Genomic DNA, 13079 nt, shown 5'->3' on the forward strand with positions numbered 1-13079 from the left:
AAAACGGTTATTTAAGTATTATGACTCTTTCGCCATTACTTTATAGATCAAAGCACCAATAATAGCACCCACAATTGGAGCTACCCAGAATAACCAAAGCTGAGATATAGCCCAATCACCCGCATACAAAGCAACTGCTGTACTACGTGCAGGGTTAACAGAAGTGTTAGTCACAGGAATACTGATTAAATGGATAAGTGTTAAACACAGACCAATTGCAATCGGTGCAAATCCTGCTGGAGCACGGCTATCTGTTGCACCCATGATGACAATTAAGAACATTGCAGTCATTACAATTTCTGTAATTAATGCCGCTGTCATTGTGTAACCACCAGGTGAATGTTCACCAAAACCATTTGAGGCAAAACCACCCGCTAAATCAAAGCCAGCTTGACCACTTGCGATTAGATATAAGATACCACCTGCTGCAATCCCGCCTAAAACTTGTGAAATAATGTAAGGTACGAGATCTTTTACATCAAAGCGTCCACCAACCCAAAGGCCGATAGATACTGCTGGGTTTAGGTGACAACCTGAAATATGTCCAATCGCAAATGCCATTGTTAATACGGTTAAACCAAAAGCCAGAGCTACGCCGGCAAACCCTATACCTAGCTCAGGAAAACCAGCGGCTAATACGGCACTACCACACCCTCCTAGCACTAGCCAAAATGTACCTATAAACTCTGCCATGTATTTATTCATAATGATTCCTATATAATTATTATCACTTGATTTCGCTTTAATTTTTTATTCCGAACCAAGTTCTTGTTCAAAAAGAATATAGGTGATGATTAACAAAATAGACACTTTTAGATTTCAATTTGTTTCTGATTTTCATTTTTAAGACACCATTCCAAAAGCTGTAACACTGATTTATCTTGAAATTACAGATATTTGACTAAATTCATCCAAAATTCCAACTCAATAAAATAACCGCTAATAATTTGAGCTGGATTCTTCTATCTCATACCTAGTATCAACTTTTCTGCATAGCACTCATAAGACATAACACCAAGCGCTGAAATTCCTGTAGATAACGAGCGTCTAAAGTCATGCGTTCGCCAATACTCACGCTTTAACATCGCACGTAAATGACGAATGTATTTGTTCGTGGTCAATATGCTCGTTAAGCAAAGATCATCACTCAATAAAGACCCTTCTAATTTTTCTTCCTCTTCTGTTTCTAATGCCTTGCGATTATGTGATAGATCTCTGATAATTAATGTATTGCTATTAATTGGACACACTTATGCCGCAGGATAACGCACCAAGTTTCTTCTTTTTCGATTATGAGACATGGGGAACTAGCCCATCTCTCGATCGCCCATGCCAATTCGCAGGGGTTCGTACCGATGAAGATTTCAATATCATTGGTGAGCCATTAGTTATTTACTGCCGCCCTCCAATTGATTACTTACCTTCTCCTGAAGCGTGTTTAATTACGGGTATCACACCACAAACTGCGGTAAATAAAGGCTTGTCTGAGCCTGAGTTCATTACTCAAATCCATAAGGAATTATCACAGCCAAATACGTGTTCATTAGGCTACAACAACATTCGTTTTGATGATGAAGTTTCTCGCTACACCTTATACCGTAACTTCTTTGAACCGTATGGTTGGAGCTGGCAAAATGGTAATTCACGTTGGGATCTACTTGATGTGATGCGTGCCGTTTATGCGCTACGTCCTGAAGGCATTCAATGGCCAAAAGACGAAGAAGGTAAACCAAGCTTTAGATTAGAAAAACTCTCTCAAGAAAATGGCATTGAACATGAAAATGCCCACGATGCGATGGCCGATGTTATTGCCACCATCGAGTTAGCTAAAGTGGTTAAAAAAGCACAACCTAAAATGTTTAACTACCTGCTTTCTATGCGTCATAAAAAGAAAGCGGCAACGTTAATCGATATCGTTGAAATGACACCGTTAATGCACGTATCTGGTATGTTTGGCGTAGATAGAGGCAATATCAGTTGGATTGTGCCTGTTGCTTGGCACCCAACGAACAACAACGCGGTCATTACGATTGATTTAGCGTTAGACCCAAGTGTGTTCCTAGAATTAGATGCAGAGCAACTACATCAACGCATGTATACCAAGCGTGCTGATCTTGCGCCTGATGAATTGCCTGTTCCTGTTAAACTCGTGCATTTAAACAAGTGCCCTATTCTTGCGCCGGCAAAAACGCTGACGGCTGAGAATGCTGAAAACCTAAATGTAGACAGAGCGGCCTGTTTAAAAAATCTTAAAGTGATCCGTGATAATCCTGAGATCAGACAGAAGCTGATTGCTTTGTACAGCATTGAACCAAATTATGAAAAGTCGACTAATGTAGATACCCTTCTATACGATGGTTTCTTCTCTCATGCTGATAAAACAGCGATTGATATGATCCGTCAATCGACACCTGAGCAGCTAATCGACTTTGAACCAAATGTCAGTGACCCACGAATTAAACCATTACTGTTCCGTTATCGTGCGCGTAATTTCCCGCATACGCTTAATGAATCAGAACAGCTAAAGTGGCAATCACACTTACAAGATTATTTCCAAACTCATTTACCTGAATATGAATCAAACTTTGAAAATCTATACCTTGAATCTGAAGGCAATGAGAAAAAGACTGCGATTCTTCGCGCCGTTTATAATTACGTACAACAGTTAGTATCATGATTAAATATATTTATTCTTTCGCTTGGATTTTTGCTTCCTTATTTGCGGGTAACGGACTTCAATTGTGGCTGAACATTTCGGTTCCCGGCAGTATTATTGGAATGCTTATTCTATTTACTGCAATGGTAATTGGCGTATGCAAGCCTGATTGGACAGCAACTGGCTGTCAGTTTTTTATGCGCAATATGCTGATCTTATTTATCCCTATTTCAGTTGGGTTAATGACGCATTTTGATTTACTGCTTGATAACGCCATACCTATTATTGTGAGTACCGCGGGGGGGTCGCTATTAGTATTAGTGTGCCTGTCATTATTTATCGATCGTCTTGATAGAGGTAATAAATAATGTGGGTTATTTTAACGGTCGTTGTTTTTTATTCAGCCCGTTGGTTTGCAAAACGCTTTCCTCATCCGCTTAATAATCCATTATTATTGAGTGTTTTTATTGTCATTCCTATTTTGATGGTATTAAAGGTTCCCTATGAAACTTACTATGCAGATAATGCATTTTTAAGTTATTTACTGCAGCCTGCTGTTGTTGCTTTAGCTTATCCATTGTATGAACAATTGCCCCATATACGTGCTAACTGGAAGATTATTTTATTAGCTTGTAGTGTTGGATCTTTGTTCTCTATGTTATCTGGCGCATTCTTAGCGGTGTGGATGGGCGCTGATATGCAGCTCGTTGCTAGTATTTTACCAAAATCAGTAACCACACCTATTGCGATGGCGATTTCATCACAACTTGAAGGTGAAGCGGCTATAGCGGCTATCTTGGTATTATTAGCAGGGTTAATGGGGGCTATTTTCGCTTACCCTATTTATAACCTGTTAGGGATAAAGAGCTCATTAGCGCGAGGTTTAGCAATGGGTAATGTTTCTCATGCGTTAGGTACAGCACAAGCGGCTGAAGTGAACCCTCAAGATGCGGCATTTAGTTCATTAGCCCTCGTGATTTGTGGAATTATTACGTCTTTAGTTGCTCCTGTGATTTATTCGCTAATGCTATTGATGTACTAATCATTGGATAAAAGAACACCAAATACGGTGTGACATCTCTCTCAATGATGTAATTAATGTAAAATTGCATCATTGAGTGTGAACTTGATCTATGTTTCGTTTCTAATTCCCTCTAAAATGATCCCATAATATTTAAAAAGGATCATATAGATGACCACCCTACATAAAGACTCTCTGCAACAACGCTTAGAAGAAGCGATGAAAACACTTCCTTCTTCATTGCTATCTGCTATTGCTCCTTTAATTAATGAGCAATTTACTGGTGTCATTACTAAAGAACAGTTTCTGTCTTTACTTTCTCAAAGTGAATTAAGCGATAAAGAATTAAGATTGGCGCTTTTACCTTTAGCTGCTGCATTTTCTGTTGCCCCAATTTCTAACTTCTATGTTGGCGCAATCGCGCGCGGTGTTTCTGGTGATTTATATTTTGGTGCGAACATGGAATTCAGCAATGTTCAGCTAGGCCAAACTATCCATGCAGAACAATCTGCCATCAGTCACGCTTGGATCCACGGTGAAACAGGCATTTTAGACATCACTATTAATTTCAGTCCTTGTGGTCACTGTCGTCAATTTATGAATGAATTAACGACCGCTGATAGTTTGATGGTTCAACTGCCTGATCGTGATGAAAAATCGCTACAAGAGTATTTACCAGAATCTTTCGGCCCTAAAGATCTAGGCATTGAAGGCGGCTTACTTGCGAAGGTGTCTCATGAGCTGACTTTTGAATCTAACTCGCCATTACTAATCACGGCGTTCGAGGCGGCAAATCGCAGTCACGCTCCTTATTCTAAAAACTTTAGTGGTGTTGCGTTAGAAATGAATAACGGCAATATTTACTCAGGTATGTATGCTGAAAACGCAGCATTCAATCCTAGTTTACCACCGCTACAAGTGGCTCTAGTACACGCAAATATGTCTCGTGAAGCGTTATCTGAGATAAAAAAAGCGGCATTGATTGAAGATCATAAAGGGGCGATTAGTCATTTAGCGATTACAACATGTACGCTAAAAGATCTAAGCCCTAATATGGTATTAGAATACGTTTCTTTGTAATGAAGAATAAATAGAGGAGGCCATGCCCTCCTCTATTTTTTATTTCAGGTTTACTTACCTATCGAGTTCAATAGATCTATTGATTACTCTTCCAACGAATAGCGGCATCAATAAGCTGTCTGTCCATTCCTTTTTGGCCAATTAATGAAATTCCCCACGGTGAATTATTTACTGAAAACCATGGAAGATGTAATTGTGGTAAATCAGCTAAACTGGCCAACGATGTATATTTCAATATTTGAGTATTAAGCTTATACAGCTGTTCATCTGATGCCGTTCTTGGCGGTGCAGTATTCGCCGTTGTTGGCATTAATATTAATGTCTTTTCGTCTAAAATCGATTCTAAAACCGATTTAACTAACTCTCTTTGCTCTAAAGCGATACGCTCATCTTTATATTTTAATGAAGCAAGCCACTTCATTTGCATCTTAATTTCATCACTAACAACTGAATTATTCTTTTCAATCCAAAGCTCGATATTTCGCAGCCCTCTTGTTGCAGAGATAACTTTAAAACTCTCAGCGGCCTTTGTGGTAATGATCTTACTGATCGCTTTACTGCGAACCACATTATAGGGAGATGACGTAAGCAATTTTTCTAATTTTTCTTTTGCTTCATCAGGAACATCAAGAAATAAGCTGTCTAATACCACAATACGATCAATCATCACTAATGGTGACATTGGCGTTAGTGTTGCTGCTACTTTTCTTATGTCTGATAAATTTTTTGCAACCCACCCAAGTGACGTATCTTCTTTTGCTATGCTATCAATTCCATTCATATTGACGCCGCAAGTCGACGATTTAAACCCATACAAACCAGCATATAACGCGGGGATCCGAACGCCACCATTTAAATCAGTTCCTAAACCAATATCAGCAAACCCATTTGCAACCGCCGCTACAGCACCGCAAGAAGAACCGCCTATAAATCGCCCTTCACTATTTGGATTTAAAATGGCTTCGTAATGGGCATTATTACCGTGCAAGCCAAAACCAAACTCATCCATCTGAGTTTTTCCGACAAATATCGCCCCTTTCTTTAATATCAGATCGACAACTGGCGCATTCGCTTTCGCTGCTTTTTGTTGAGATAGCCAGGTTGGATTTCCTAATCCATTCGGAGTGTCTTTTATATTAATGCAGTCACTTACAACGAATTTCTTATTTTCTAAAAGACCATAAAACGCCCATTGTTGTGTCTCTCCAGAATGAGGTACACAAATGGTTTGATCATCCATAATTCAATGCCACTACTTTATTAAAAAAATAGCATAACAGCCGTGAGATTGAATACAAACGAACACATTCACACTGCCTATAATTTGGTTGGCAGTGTGATATAGATACCATATTTATAAACTTGAAAGTAAGATAAAACCAAAAGCAAACGTTTGCGTATTGGCTGAATTTTAGTATTATAGCGCCATATTTCACGATTACATGAGAATTTATTATGTTTGGTACTGCTCTATCTTCTTCTGCAACAAAAGTATTATTGCTTGGCTCTGGCGAACTTGGTAAAGAAGTGGCAATTGAATGTCAGCGTCTTGGTATAGAAGTCATTGCGGTTGACCGCTATTTAAACGCCCCTGCAATGCAAGTCGCTCATCGTAGTTATGCTATTGATATGTTAGACGCTGACGCACTAGAAGAAATCATCAAAAAAGAGCAACCAGATTATGTCGTGCCTGAAATTGAAGCCATTGCGACAGATAAATTGGTTGAGTTAGAGAAGCAAGGTCTTAATGTCGTCCCTACCGCTAATGCGACAAAGCTCACCATGAACCGTGAAGGCATTCGTCGTTTAGCCGCTGAAGAATTAAAATTGCCGACTTCACCTTATCGTTTTGTCGATACTTATGATGAGTTAGTTGAAGCCGTTAAATTTGTTGGAATGCCTTGTGTGATTAAGCCTGTGATGAGTTCATCAGGTAAAGGCCAAAGTGTGATTAAAACCGAAGCAGATATCAAAAACTCATGGGATTATGCGCAAGACGGTGGCCGTACCGGTGCTGGACGAGTCATAGTTGAAGGCTTTGTTGATTTCGATTATGAGATCTCATTATTAACGGTTCGTGCTATTGATGGTGTTCATTTTTGTGCGCCCATTGGTCATCGACAAGAAGACGGGGATTACCGTGAATCTTGGCAACCACAAGTAATGACAGAAGCCGCATTAAAACAAGCTCAACAAGCCGCAGAAAAAGTAGTGAATGCACTCGGTGGGTACGGTTTATTCGGCGTAGAGTTATTTATTAAAGGTAATGATATTTATTTTAATGAAGTCTCTCCTCGTCCACACGATACTGGGTTAGTCACTCTAATGTCACAAGAAATGTCTGAGTTTGCTCTGCATGTTCGTGCCTTTACTGGAATGCCAATTAATAGCATTACGCAATATGGCCCTGCTGCTTCTTCTGTTATTTTAGGGCAAGGGACATCAACGAATATCCGTTTTGATGGGCTAACAGAGGCTTTAAGCCAACCGCAAACTCAAGTAAAACTGTTTGGAAAACCAGAAATAAATGGTCGCCGCCGTTTAGGTGTTGCGATTACTCGTCGTGATAATCTGGACACTGCGATTGAAGATGCGATTTCAGCGTCAAACAAAATTAAGATCACGTACTAAAGAATTAAATCAACACATCAGAATGGTGAATGAATACCGTTCTGATGTGTTTTTTACCATTTTTCATCTGATTTCATTCTTTAATCAATAAATTTTGGCATTTTAGTTATCTAACCGTTGCAAACTTACAAGGTTAACGGGTATAAATAACTAAATCGCTCGTTAACTTTTTTATTTTAATCTCACCATGGATGATGACTATGTTTGAAAAGATCTCTGCTGCACCAGCTGACCCAATTTTAGGTCTTACTGATGAATTTAAAAACGACCCTCGTGCTGAAAAAATCAACCTAGGTGTTGGTATTTATAAGAACGAAGCAGGTCAAACACCTGTATTAAAAACGGTAAAAAAAGCAGAAGCAGTATTGCTTGATACTGAAAAAACAAAGTCATACTTAACCATCCAAGGTACAGCAGAATACGGCCTAGCAGTTCAAAAACTGTTATTTGGTAACGATGCTGAAGTTATTACAGAAAAACGCGCTCAAACCGCTCAAGCTCCAGGTGGTACTGGTGCATTACGAGTTGCTGGTGAATTCATTAAACGTCAGCTTGGCGATGTGAAGATCTGGATCAGTAATCCTACATGGGCAAACCACATAGGTGTGTTTACCGCTGCTGGTATCGAGACTGCACAATACAGCTACTATAACGCTGAAACTAAATCAAAAGACTTCGCTGCAATGCTTTCTGATCTTCAACAAGCAAGCGAAGGTGATGTTGTTCTACTTCATGGCTGCTGCCATAACCCAACAGGTATTGATCCAACGGCTTCTGAGTGGGAAGAACTAGCGAAACTGTGTTCAGAAAAAGGATTACTGCCTTTATTTGATTTCGCATACCAAGGCTTTGCTAAAGGCGTAGAAGAAGATGCGTCTGGTCTTCGTACTTTCGCTAAATATTGCCCTGAGTTATTAGTAGCAAGTTCATTCTCGAAAAACTTCGGTCTATACAATGAACGTGTTGGTGCTTTCACTCTAGTAGCAAAAGAACCCGCTGTTGCTTCTGATGCATTCTCTCAAGTTAAAGCTATCATTCGCTCTATTTACTCTAACCCACCAGCTCACGGTGCTGCTGTCGTTACCTACATCTTAAATGATGATGCGTTGCGTGCAGAGTGGGAACAAGAAGTAGCAGAAATGCGTGACCGTATTCAAGAAATGCGTACTCTATTTGTAACCACATTAAAAGAACAAGGCGTTGCTGCTGACTTTAGCTTTATTGAAGGTCAAAACGGCATGTTCTCGTTCTCTGGTCTTTCTAAAGAGCAAGTAAACCGCCTAAAAGATGAGTTTGCTATCTACATTGTCGGCTCTGGCCGTATCAGTGTTGCTGGTATGACAAAAGACAATATGCTTCCTTTATGTAAAGGGATTGCAGCGGTTCTTTAATTCTCTGCTAGCTATATAAACCAATAAAGGCGCTTAATGTAAGCGCCTTTATTATTTAAGTTCTGGTCATTATTTCTGCTTTCTTGCTTGGATAACAATATTTCGAGGCGTTTCTTCTTTTAAGCAAAACTCACCAATACGGACGTCATAATCCGCCTCTTCCATCAATAAAGCCCGATCTAAACACAACCATACTTCTAATGGTCTTTTAAACAGATGTTGAATTAAATCGCATTTTTCCATAACAACAAAAGCGACCTCTCCTTTCTTCAACCAATCGTCATAATCTATATCTTCTGGCAGTATTAGTTCTTTTTTCTCTGCCGCCCAATAACAAAATGCTTCAAATCCATCACTTAATAATGATTTTTTAATGCTTGGGATAGAAAGATACGTTTTACTCTCACTCAATGACTGCTGTAACGCCTTAAACCCTAAACGAAAGCACATCTCTAACTCACGATGATGTTGAGTCCGTAGCCCCGCAACAACGGTTTCTTGTAAAGGCAAACGCAGATCATCTTTGGATAATTCCAGTGTTGATTGCTGTGACAATGAAGATAAACCTACATAATTCACAGATTGAGTTAAATGAAAACAACAAGGAGCAATGGTTATTGCATTGATATGGTGTGCAATACCAAGCGTAAGCAAGTTGATATGTAAATCACCACAAGCATGCAAAGCAACCGCGTGTTGCTTCTCTTTTATCAAATCATCACTCAGTGGAGAAAGTGCATCACCTTGTATAAACGTCATATCTAGTTGGTGATTATTTGCATACGATTGACCACTATCACAAAGTGATTGTTGCCATTCTAATGTCGTAACTGGCATTCCTGTTGTTGCCGTTAACACTCGCCCTAAATACCCCTTTCCACCACACCATTCTAACCATCCGCCTTGTGGTTTATGATACTCAGCCCCTAATGCACTAAGTTTTGTTATTTGCTGCCACTTACGACCATTAATTCCGGAATCTAACCCTTTTGGACACGCTGGAATAGATACTGTTAGCTCTGGTAACTGAGCGAGAGAATAGAGTTCCGATAATTGCGGAATATAAACAGAAAGTTGATTGGTAAGTTCTTCAGGATCTAATTTTAAATTCTGGACTTCTTGAAGTGATAATCCATCAAGCCAATCACTTAGCTCTGTATGGGTTTCACGCCATGGATAATCTGAGCTGTGAAACGCAGAAAATTGCCAAAAAAAGACCGCCTGAGCTAACAAACGGTCTATATTTAAAAATTGCTGAGAATGCATGAAAGCGGCCCTAAAAGTAGTATCGGGCCGATCTTAACGGACAGGAAGATTAATGTCTTTAAACATCTCTTCAATTTCATGATTATTTTTTAGCATCGTTGCTTGTTCAACAATAGGCCGAGTTAAATGAGGTGCAAAGCGCTCCATGAAATCAAACATATAACTCTTTAAGAATGAGCCACGCTTAAAGCCAATCGTCGTTGTACTTGCATCAAAGATATGACTGGCATCCAATGCGACTAAATCAGAATCTCTTTCTGGGTCCATTGCCATACTTGCAATTACACCGACACCAATGCCTAAACGAACATAGGTTTTAATGACATCAGCATCTGTTGCTGTAAAAACAATTTTAGGTTTTAACCCTGCCTTATTAAAAGCACTATCTAATGCAGAGCGTCCTGTAAACCCAAACACATAAGTCACTAATTCATAAGCGGCTAAATCTTCAATCGTAACACTTGTTTTCTTAGCTAAAGGATGATCTTTAGTGACAACGATTGAACGATTCCAGTGATAACAAGGAAGCATAATAGCATCTTGATATAAATGAAGCGCTTCTGTTGCAATGGCAAAATCCGCAGTCCCTTTTGCAATCGCATCTGACATTTGTGCTGGTGTGCCTTGATGCATATGTAGCGAAACATCAGGGTAACGAGTGGTGAAGCCTTTAATTACATCAGGTAAAGCATAACGAGCCTGAGTATGGGTTGTTGTAATATTTAATGTCCCTCTTTCAGGATGGGTATGCTCACCCGCGACAGATTTAATACTTTCAACACGAGATAAGATTTCACGAGATATTTTAATAATCTCTTCACCCGAAGGGGTCACTCTCGTTAAGTGTTTTCCACTACGTTCAAAAATTTGTACACCCAATTCATCTTCTAGTAAACGCACTTGTTTACTGATGCCTGGCTGTGAGGTATACAATGATTCAGCTGTTGAAGATACATTTAGACTGTGGTTAACCACTTCAACAATGTACCGTAATTGTTGTAATTTCATCTTAATTTACCTGTAATCCTTTACGTAAAATTTATTTAACTTATACGATACTGTTATATACCTATTCCTATCTCTTTTCAAAGCCTTATGCTTAATATTCATAATTTGTTTAAATAAAGTTATATTAGGCTAAAGAAATGTGAATGCTTGTCGATAGCATTAATTAAGACCTAGCGTCACGACTCGCTTTCAAGTAATTAACTTGTGGGAATTATCCCCTTGCTATTCATTTACTTTACAAGATGTTAAACTAGAAATCACTACTAACGGATGTATGTTATAAACTATGAATATTGCTCTAATTATTGGACTTTTTGCGATTCTACTTACCTTGATAATTGGCTATAACATCATTGTTCAGTATAGAACAAAGATCGAATCTGCTAAAAAACAAGAATCTGCAAAGCATATGGTTATTATTGACTCAACTGAAGAACTTATCAGTAATGCTCACCATCTCCCATACAGCAAAGAACTATTAGTTTGCCTAAACCAACGAATCCTTGATGCATTACGATCTATCTCTGAATTAGACTTACATGACCGCTCTTACCCTGCCCGTATCGAAAACATGGAGCAACAACTCCAACAGTTAAAAACAAATTATACGGGTGGTGACAGCACAAACTTCAAAGTTCCGAGTAATGATAAACAAGCGCTTATTATGCTGAAGTTAGTAAAACGTCTTCGTGATACGTTGCGTGCTGAGCATAGAAAAGGTCGAGTAAATACACAAGTATTTGTTGCTGAAAACGCGCGTCTTGAATCAATGCAAGTTCGTATTAATATAGAAAATGTAGTCAAACGAGCAAAAGAAGCGACTCAACGTGGCCAAGCTGGTACTGCTCGTCAGCTACTGAAAAAAGGGATTGATGCTTTATCTAGTAAAAATGATGGTTACTCAAACAAAGCGCGTACCCAACTACAAGATATGCTTGATGAACTAAATAACAAAACGAAAAAGAAACAAGATCAAGAACTTCAAGATAAATTGGATAAAAACAAAGATGATGACATCGATGTTTTATTTCAACCAAAGAAAAAATGGTAATCATCTAATTCAATTAACAATGAAAAGGTCGCTCACTGCGACCTTTTTTTATTTCTGTTTCGTCTAGTTAGATTGAAGATATTTAACTGATGGCTTACCACTATGAAATTTAAAATCATCATCATCAGATTGAATTAAATCAACTTCTGCTTTTGCAAAATGCGCCACTCGCTCGCTCACATCACCACCAGCAACCTGCTCTGCCAATGTAATATAATCTTGATAATGCCTAGACTCTGAACGCAATAAAGAAATATAGAATTTCGCTAAATCGTCGTCTAAATACGGAGCGAGTTTTGCAAAGCGCTCACAAGAACGCGCTTCGATAAAAGCACCAATAATAAGCTTGTCAATCAACGTATGAGGTTCATGAGTAATAATATTACTCAGCATTCCTTTGGCATAACGACTTGCTGTAATGCCTTCATAGGGAATATTTCGTTCTGTCATGATTTCAAGAACCTGATAAAAATGATGTAATTCTTCTTTTATCAGCAAGACCATTTTATCTATCAGTTCTTGGCTATATTTAGCCTCTTTACGAGCGGTGATTTTCTTGGAAATATTGCTTTTGCCTTTGAGTGTTTCTAAAGATCCCACTTTTTTATAAGCAAATTCTTCATAGGGCTTGAACCATTCTAATAAAGTAGCTGCACTTTCTTTATCTACCGCGTATTTACGAATTAAATACATCGCACTTTGTGCCGCTTTTAATTCACATAATAAATGGTCTTTAAGAATAATAGCTAAATTCTGTGGTTTTTTAGCTTCATCGATCCATTCATCTGGTGTTTCACACTGTAGAAAAGAGTAAATTGGGTCTAATAATGATTTATCGTACATGCTTTTTGTCATCAAAAAATTCTAATCTAATTATACCAAACCTACCTCTTACTGTTCAGGATTTCCTGTGCATAATCTACACCCTCTTTAATATCAATACGTTACTCTAATTATTTGTATTTTAAGAGTATA

The 13079-nt window shown here is 38.6% G+C and carries 13 protein-coding genes; 7 read left to right on the plus strand and 6 right to left on the minus strand.

Translation table 11 applies throughout. The features are described from left to right. Positions 1-18: 18 nt before the first annotated feature. Positions 19-705 carry an aquaporin Z gene (gene aqpZ, locus A6E03_RS09050; protein WP_065600680.1) on the minus strand — a complete coding sequence of 229 codons (687 nt, stop codon included), beginning with the start codon at positions 703-705 and terminating at the stop codon, positions 19-21. A gap of 257 nt (positions 706-962) precedes the next feature. Continuing rightward, the gene (locus tag A6E03_RS20250; RefSeq protein ID WP_065591294.1) at positions 963-1250 is read right to left on the minus strand and encodes a hypothetical protein; all 288 of its coding nucleotides are present in this window, start codon (positions 1248-1250) and stop codon (positions 963-965) included. A 2-nt stretch (positions 1251-1252) separates the two neighbouring features. Here A6E03_RS20250 and sbcB point away from each other — a divergent pair, with 2 nt between their 5' ends. The 4 genes from sbcB (at position 1253) to cdd (ending at position 4757) form a co-directional block, all read left to right on the plus strand. After that, on the plus strand, positions 1253-2677 hold the full coding sequence (gene sbcB / locus A6E03_RS09060; RefSeq protein WP_065600681.1) for an exodeoxyribonuclease I: 1425 nt from the start codon (positions 1253-1255) through the stop codon (positions 2675-2677). Next, entirely contained in the window at positions 2674-3024 is a 351-nt protein-coding gene (locus tag A6E03_RS09065; protein WP_065600682.1) for a CidA/LrgA family protein, read from the plus strand. The genes sbcB and A6E03_RS09065 overlap by 4 nt, the downstream gene beginning before the upstream one ends. After that, complete coding sequence (locus tag A6E03_RS09070) at positions 3024-3698, plus strand: CidB/LrgB family autolysis modulator (protein WP_065591297.1); 675 nt, start codon at positions 3024-3026, stop codon at positions 3696-3698. The genes A6E03_RS09065 and A6E03_RS09070 overlap by 1 nt, the downstream gene beginning before the upstream one ends. Positions 3699-3848: 150 nt before the next feature. Beyond that, positions 3849-4757 carry a cytidine deaminase gene (gene cdd / locus A6E03_RS09075; RefSeq protein WP_065600683.1) on the plus strand — a complete coding sequence of 303 codons (909 nt, stop codon included), beginning with the start codon at positions 3849-3851 and terminating at the stop codon, positions 4755-4757. Positions 4758-4833: 76 nt separating this feature from the next. Here cdd and A6E03_RS09080 read toward each other — a convergent pair whose 3' ends face one another. Next, a complete protein-coding gene (locus tag A6E03_RS09080) occupies positions 4834-5997 on the minus strand; it encodes an amidase family protein (RefSeq protein ID WP_065591299.1) in 1164 nt (387 codons plus the stop codon). Positions 5998-6212: 215 nt separating this feature from the next. Between A6E03_RS09080 and purT the strand changes: the two genes are divergently transcribed. Both purT and A6E03_RS09090 read left to right on the plus strand, forming a co-directional pair. After that, a complete protein-coding gene (gene purT, locus A6E03_RS09085) occupies positions 6213-7388 on the plus strand; it encodes a formate-dependent phosphoribosylglycinamide formyltransferase (protein WP_065600684.1) in 1176 nt (391 codons plus the stop codon). Positions 7389-7588: 200 nt separating this feature from the next. Then, positions 7589-8779, plus strand: a complete 1191-nt coding sequence (locus A6E03_RS09090) for an amino acid aminotransferase (protein ID WP_065591301.1) — start codon at positions 7589-7591, stop codon at positions 8777-8779. A gap of 69 nt (positions 8780-8848) precedes the next feature. Here A6E03_RS09090 and A6E03_RS09095 read toward each other — a convergent pair whose 3' ends face one another. Both A6E03_RS09095 and cysB read right to left on the minus strand, forming a co-directional pair. After that, positions 8849-10045 carry a methyltransferase gene (locus tag A6E03_RS09095; RefSeq protein WP_065600685.1) on the minus strand — a complete coding sequence of 399 codons (1197 nt, stop codon included), beginning with the start codon at positions 10043-10045 and terminating at the stop codon, positions 8849-8851. 33 nt (positions 10046-10078) lie between these two features. Beyond that, positions 10079-11053, minus strand: coding sequence for an HTH-type transcriptional regulator CysB (gene cysB / locus A6E03_RS09100; RefSeq protein ID WP_065591303.1), 975 nt, complete (start codon positions 11051-11053; stop codon positions 10079-10081). A gap of 286 nt (positions 11054-11339) precedes the next feature. Here cysB and A6E03_RS09105 point away from each other — a divergent pair, with 286 nt between their 5' ends. Then, positions 11340-12104: a DNA repair protein gene (locus A6E03_RS09105; protein WP_065591304.1), complete on the plus strand. Its 765-nt coding sequence runs from the start codon at positions 11340-11342 to the stop codon at positions 12102-12104. A 63-nt stretch (positions 12105-12167) separates the two neighbouring features. Here the strand turns inward: A6E03_RS09105 and miaE are convergent, their stop codons facing one another. Continuing rightward, entirely contained in the window at positions 12168-12947 is a 780-nt protein-coding gene (miaE, locus tag A6E03_RS09110; RefSeq protein ID WP_065591330.1) for a tRNA isopentenyl-2-thiomethyl-A-37 hydroxylase MiaE, read from the minus strand. Positions 12948-13079 lie beyond the last annotated feature (132 nt).

The organism is Aliivibrio sp. 1S128, from assembly GCF_001691065.1.
Lineage (GTDB): Bacteria > Pseudomonadota > Gammaproteobacteria > Enterobacterales > Vibrionaceae > Aliivibrio.

Coding starts and splice junctions, on each gene's coding strand:
- miaE (WP_065591330.1), bottom strand. CDS start 12,947: ATGTACGATAAATCATTATTAGACCCAATTTACTCTTTTCTACAGTGT.
- A6E03_RS09070 (WP_065591297.1), top strand. CDS start 3,024: ATGTGGGTTATTTTAACGGTCGTTGTTTTTTATTCAGCCCGTTGGTTT.
- A6E03_RS09090 (WP_065591301.1), top strand. CDS start 7,589: ATGTTTGAAAAGATCTCTGCTGCACCAGCTGACCCAATTTTAGGTCTT.
- A6E03_RS09065 (WP_065600682.1), top strand. CDS start 2,674: ATGATTAAATATATTTATTCTTTCGCTTGGATTTTTGCTTCCTTATTT.
- sbcB (WP_065600681.1), top strand. CDS start 1,253: ATGCCGCAGGATAACGCACCAAGTTTCTTCTTTTTCGATTATGAGACA.
- purT (WP_065600684.1), top strand. CDS start 6,213: ATGTTTGGTACTGCTCTATCTTCTTCTGCAACAAAAGTATTATTGCTT.
- A6E03_RS09095 (WP_065600685.1), bottom strand. CDS start 10,045: ATGCATTCTCAGCAATTTTTAAATATAGACCGTTTGTTAGCTCAGGCG.
- cdd (WP_065600683.1), top strand. CDS start 3,849: ATGACCACCCTACATAAAGACTCTCTGCAACAACGCTTAGAAGAAGCG.
- aqpZ (WP_065600680.1), bottom strand. CDS start 705: ATGAATAAATACATGGCAGAGTTTATAGGTACATTTTGGCTAGTGCTA.
- A6E03_RS09080 (WP_065591299.1), bottom strand. CDS start 5,997: ATGGATGATCAAACCATTTGTGTACCTCATTCTGGAGAGACACAACAA.
- A6E03_RS09105 (WP_065591304.1), top strand. CDS start 11,340: ATGAATATTGCTCTAATTATTGGACTTTTTGCGATTCTACTTACCTTG.
- cysB (WP_065591303.1), bottom strand. CDS start 11,053: ATGAAATTACAACAATTACGGTACATTGTTGAAGTGGTTAACCACAGT.